Annotated in this window: 4 protein-coding genes and 2 pseudogenes; all 6 read right to left on the reverse strand. The window is 53.3% G+C overall.

The genetic code is table 11. The annotated features are described in order from the left end of the window. Positions 1 to 103: 103 nt before the first annotated feature. Positions 104 to 430, reverse strand: a pseudogene (locus H6B51_RS16120) (relaxase/mobilization nuclease domain-containing protein); the annotation flags it as partial. Next, complete coding sequence (locus H6B51_RS16125) at positions 391 to 720, reverse strand: plasmid mobilization protein (protein WP_204884624.1); 330 nt, start codon at positions 718 to 720, stop codon at positions 391 to 393. The gene H6B51_RS16125 and the pseudogene H6B51_RS16120, both read right to left, overlap by 40 nt. Positions 721 to 1,262: 542 nt before the next feature. Beyond that, a complete protein-coding gene (gene hemB, locus H6B51_RS16130; protein WP_204884625.1) occupies positions 1,263 to 2,246 on the reverse strand; it encodes a porphobilinogen synthase in 984 nt (327 codons plus the stop codon). A gap of 89 nt (positions 2,247 to 2,335) precedes the next feature. Then, the gene (locus tag H6B51_RS16135; RefSeq protein ID WP_204884626.1) at positions 2,336 to 3,103 is read right to left on the reverse strand and encodes an SDR family NAD(P)-dependent oxidoreductase; all 768 of its coding nucleotides are present in this window, start codon (positions 3,101 to 3,103) and stop codon (positions 2,336 to 2,338) included. 62 nt (positions 3,104 to 3,165) lie between these two features. After that, complete coding sequence (locus tag H6B51_RS16140; RefSeq protein ID WP_204884627.1) at positions 3,166 to 4,557, reverse strand: short-chain fatty acid transporter; 1,392 nt, start codon at positions 4,555 to 4,557, stop codon at positions 3,166 to 3,168. 325 nt (positions 4,558 to 4,882) lie between these two features. After that, a pseudogene (locus H6B51_RS16145) lies at positions 4,883 to 5,271 on the reverse strand (hypothetical protein); the annotation flags it as partial.

Genomic DNA, 5,271 nt, shown 5'->3' on the forward strand with positions numbered 1-5,271 from the left:
TTCCCGTGTCAGCTTTCGCCTTTCGGTTAGGCCGGTTGTTTCCCGTGTTATCTTACGGGGCAGTACCTTCTACTGCTTTTCTCATTGCCCTATCCGGGCGTACATTATGAATATGCCCCTTATCAATATGGGTGGTAAGTACAAACTCGTACTTGCCACCCAATATTTCTTTTGCCAGCTGCATCCCAATCTCATGGGCTTCCTCGGCGGAAACCTCCCCAGGCTCAAAGGCTTGGATCAGGTGGCGGCCTAGGTGCGTGCCCTTGTCGATGGCATAACGGCGTGTCCAGCTAAACTCGATGTCGGCAGTTTCGGCGGCACAGCCGAAAGAGGACACCAGCAGCTTCTCGTCTGTCTTATCGGGATTGCAGATATAGTCAATCGCCGCTTTCAGCGTTGACTTAATAGGATGCGTCTTTGTAACTGCCATATCTGATCCATCCTTTCCCGGATTTCCTCCATGTCGGCCTGATAGGTAGGGCCTCCGGCGTTGACCCGCTTGGCAATCTGATTGATGTTCCGACCAATGGCGGACAAGAGCTTATTCATTTCCTTGATGTCTCTGGTGTCCACATAGATGATATATCCGTCAATCGCCATCTTCCGCAGGTAGGCGCCAATCCGCTTTGTCTGGAGCTGGGCCATCTTCCGCTCTATCAGTTCCTTTTCCTCAGCGGTCACATAGAACTTCACCTGGATATTCCGTTTTCGGTTTGCCATCGTGGTATCTCGCCTCTTTTCGTATCAGGGTTTGGGATGTTCCCAACAAGCATTTTTTGAGTTTAGGGGGAGGGTTCCCTAAAGCCAAAAATCGCAAGTGGGTACTCACTTGCTGTGCTTGCTCTATGCTCCTTCCCCTGTAAATACAATGCCGGAAACATCTTCATCTGCCCACAAAATTCCGGATTTTTCAAAAGAAAAGGGCGGCAGAGCCGCCCTGGAAAAAGGAAAACAGAGGATGCTTTCACACACCTTCCGTTTCATCTGCTGATTCTTTAGTTTTCAGCGCCCCGTCAAGCGCACCCTCGGTGACGGTCAAATACTGCTTCGGACAGAGTTTCAGTTTGTGGCTGATACGCTGCCGCTGCGCGCTTTCCTCCCGCATGACCCCTGGAGTCAAGATGCTACTTCATATACAAAAAATTGCCTGAAATCTCAGCCTCTCAAGATCTGCGGCAAAACGCCAAGATTTCAGGACAATGAGTGAAGGGGATCTAAGTATTATGGGAATGCGTAAATCTGAATCACATGGTTTCTTAGAATTACCCAATGTAGCCAGAGCGGATGGCCTGAGCCAGTTCCTTGGCATAGTAGGTAATGAGCATATTGGCCCCCGCCCGGAAGACGGACAGAGCGGACTCGCACATGATGCGGTACTCGTCAATGAGGCCTGCGGCGGCGGCGGTCTTGATCATGGCGTACTCGCCGGACACCTGGTAGGCGCACATGGGCAGGTCATAAGCATCGGAGCACTCCCGGATCACGTCCAGGTAGCTGAGGGCGGGCTTGACCATGATGATGTCGGCACCCTCCTCAATGTCCAGGGCGCACTCCTTCAGGGCCTCCTTCCGGTTGTGGGGGTCCATCTGGTAGCCCTTCCGGTCCCCGAAGGAGGGAGCGGAGCCCGCCGCCGCCCGGAAGGGACCGTAGAAGGCGGAGGCATACTTGGCGGAGTAGGCCATGATGGGAGTGGCGGTGTAGCCGTGCTCGTCCAGGATGGCCCGGATGGCGGCCACCCGGCCGTCCATCATGTCGGAGGGGGCCACCATGTCGGCCCCGGCCTGGACGTGGGACAGGGCGGTCTTGGCCAGCACCTCCAGGGTCTGGTCGTTGTCCACCTCATGGCCGCAGAGGATGCCGCAGTGGCCGTGGTCGGTGTACTCGCACATGCACACGTCGGTAATGACATAGAAGTCGGGATACTTGGCCTTGATAGTCCGGATGGCCTCCTGGACCACGCCGTGCTCGTCCCAGGCCGAGGAGCCGATGGCGTCCTTGTGGGCGGGCAGGCCGAAAAGAATACAGTGAGTTACCCCGTTGGCCAAGCACTCCTCCACCGCCTGGCACACGCTGTCCAGGCCGTAGTGGTTCTGGCCGGGCAGGGCCTCGATGGGCCGGACCCCCTGGAGGGTCTCATCCACAAAGATGGGGTAGATCAGGCTGTCGGGGGACATGCGTGTCTCCCGGCACAGGTGGCGCACCGCGTCATTGCCCCGCAGGCGGCGGGGCCGGTAAGTAAGGTTCATTAGGAGTTCTCCTTTTCCTTTTTGTTGGAGCAGCCCTGGCGGATAAATAGAAATTTATCTGCCAGGGCTGCTTAATATGTTGTGTGGATCTAGTTAATTAACCAGCCGCCATCCACATAGATAATCTGTCCGGTTACATAGCCGGAGGCATCGCAGGCCAAATACACGGCGGTAGAAGCCAAATCCTCGGGCAAACCCAGACGTCCCATGGGGATCTTTTCCTGATACTTACGCATGACCTCCGGGTCGGACAGCAGGGGCTTTGTCATCTCGGTAAAGTAATAACCAGGTCCAATTGCGTTGACGCAGATACCATACTGAGCCCATTCGTTGGCAAGGGCCTTGGTCAGCTGCACAATACCACCCTTGGAGGCGCAGTAGGCCACCATGTTTTTCAGGCCGATCATGCTGGACAGGGAGCCAATGTTAATGATACGTCCCTTGATACCGTGCTCCACCATGTAGTTGCCCACCGTCTGATCCATAAAGAAGACGTACTTCAGCTGGGTGTCCGTCACGCGGTCCCAGTCCTCTTCCTCAAAATCCAGGGCAGACTTGCGGATATTAATGCCGGCACTGTTAATCAGAATGTCAATGCGGCCGAATTTCTCATCGACCCGGGTTACAAAATCCTGGATCGCAGGAAGGGAGGTTACATCCAGTTGCATGGGAACACACAGCCCGCCGGTCTCCTTGCTTATTTCTTCCGCGGCTGTCTGCAGGGCTTCAAATCCTCGGCTGGCAATGATAACTGTGGCGCCGGCGTTTGCCAGCCCGACCGCCATGCCCCGGCCCAGCCCACGGCTGCCGCCTACAACAATGGCTACTTTACCAGTCAAATCAAAAAGGTTTTTCATATGGAACTTACCCACCTTTCTTAGATGCTGCAAAAAGGATATACTGTACCAGCGTTTCTATTCTACACTGGTAAGAACGTAACGCCCAGCATGAAAATGGGTCCGCTCAGCAACATAATTGCAATGGTATATCCCATGATATCTTTTGCCTTCAGACCGCAGATACCCAGTGTGGCAATTGCCCAGAAGGGCTGGGCCAGGTTGGTCCAGGTGTTGCCGTAGGCCACGCAAAGGGAGGTCTTCAGCACATCTGCCCCAATGGCATTTGCCGAAGCAATGGCAATAGGTCCCTGAACCGCCCATTGACCACCGCCGGAGGGGACAAACATGTTGATAAACGCCGCGGTCAGGAAGGTGATCAGCGGGAAAGTAAAGGGAGTGCTGATGGAGGCCAGGCCGCCGGCCACAATGTCAACCAGACCAGAATACTGTACCATGCCCAGCACGCCGCCGTACAGGGGGAACTGGAAGACGATACCGGTAATGCCGCCGATGGAGTTTTTAACCGCCGCCACATACTGAGTCAGGTCGCCGTAGAGAGCGATACCTACGAACAGGAAAATTGCATTGACCAAGTCCATATCCAGGTTGAACCCTTTTGTGGCAAAGTTATAGATGATATAGACAAAGCCAAGCAGGGCCAACAGATAGCCCAAAATGCGGCTGTGGCTGATGCGTTCGCCAATGGTGGCGCCGCTCAGGTCAACCTTTGTTGTGTGCAGATCGGGGGCATCCAGAACTGCAATGGTCTCGGGACGCAATTCAGCACACTTTTCCGGCTTCGGATGCAGAAAATAGCAGATCAGGGGAGGAACAATGGCAAATGCGATGAGCAACGTGATATTCATGGGATTGATCAGGTACTCGGTAAACGGGATAACGCCCATCTCGGACTCCAGGAAATGTCCAGGCTGCGCGATGGTAAGGCCGATAGAGGCAGACAGACCGCCATGCCAGCACATTTCTCCCGTGAAACCGGCTGCAACAATCAGCGGGTAGTCGAATTTAACGCCTTTACGTCTTAGTGCGCGGGCGATTTCCAGAGATGCAACGGCTCCAACTACAATACCCAATCCCCAATGGATATAATGACCTAGGATACCGAAAAGAGCTGCCACAAGAGCCCCTTGAGGGCCATTCTTGGGAACATCGCAGATCTTCCGGATCCACTTCTTTACCCCTGGCGCATTGGCGATGGCCGAGCCGGTAATGACGCCCAGAGAGATCTGCATACTAAACGCCAGCAGGCTCCAGAACCCCTTGTACCAGTAATTGACCATGTCCAATGGACTTTTCTTGGCCAGGAGCAAGCCGCCAAGAAATGCAATGATGGTAAAGATAACAGCAAATGTGGAAGGCTCCGGCATATACTTCATGGATAAGTTCGCCAGCTTATCGCCAAAGCGCATCAGAAAGTTTCCTTTATCGTCCAACCGTCTGTTTGCTTGGTTCATGTTGGTCACATCCTTTGCCTGAAATCATATTTTTTTATGTATGCGTGACATAAGGATTCGCTTCTATCTATAAGTGTCACAAAAGATTCTTGCCGCGTCAAAGCTGCTTTTGAGGTTACTGATCAGTAACTACGACTTTTTCTGAATGGATGCGAGGGTTAAATTTTAGTATACCATCTCGGCACCGGCGCCTTCAACCACACCGCGGCAGCCGTCACCGAAGGAAGTTTTTGATCTGCCCCACAGGAGTTCACTGCTGATACCTATATTGGCTCAGGGGCATTTGGAAGGGAATAAGGCACCTCCCTTACATCTTGCTTAACACCTAATCGCTTGGGATAGTAACCGTCTCCATGGCGCGTAAAGCGTCATGGAGACGGTCATATTCCTGAAGGGAACGGACCCATACCGGGTCATGGGCGCTGTTGGTACAGGAGAAGGTAAAACATTCCTCCATGCATCCGCAGATAACCACCACCAAATCATAGGATACGGCAGCATCGTAATTGGAAAAGTGGGCATGGGGAAATTCACTTTGGGCACGAGTTATAATGGAACGGCGTTGATAGTTTGGATTGCATCCTCCGCAGTATTTCACACCAATCTCCATCATAATCACCATGCCGACCGCTTCGCTCTCGGCACAAATAGGGATGAAAGAGAGCAGACAAACGGTCGCCTTTCTTATAAAATTAGATTGGGGAGGAAGCACAC

It is taken from the genome of Pseudoflavonifractor phocaeensis (assembly GCF_016901955.1).
In the GTDB taxonomy this organism is placed as follows: Bacteria; Bacillota; Clostridia; order Oscillospirales; family Oscillospiraceae; genus Flavonifractor; species Flavonifractor phocaeensis_A.

What these genes read in the sequence shown, in the direction of transcription:
- H6B51_RS16125 (WP_204884624.1), bottom strand. Translation starts at nt 720, where the DNA reads ATGGCAAACCGAAAACGGAATATCCAGGTGAAGTTCTATGTGACCGCT.
- hemB (WP_204884625.1), bottom strand. Translation starts at nt 2,246, where the DNA reads ATGAACCTTACTTACCGGCCCCGCCGCCTGCGGGGCAATGACGCGGTG.
- H6B51_RS16135 (WP_204884626.1), bottom strand. Translation starts at nt 3,103, where the DNA reads ATGAAAAACCTTTTTGATTTGACTGGTAAAGTAGCCATTGTTGTAGGC.
- H6B51_RS16140 (WP_204884627.1), bottom strand. Translation starts at nt 4,557, where the DNA reads ATGAACCAAGCAAACAGACGGTTGGACGATAAAGGAAACTTTCTGATG.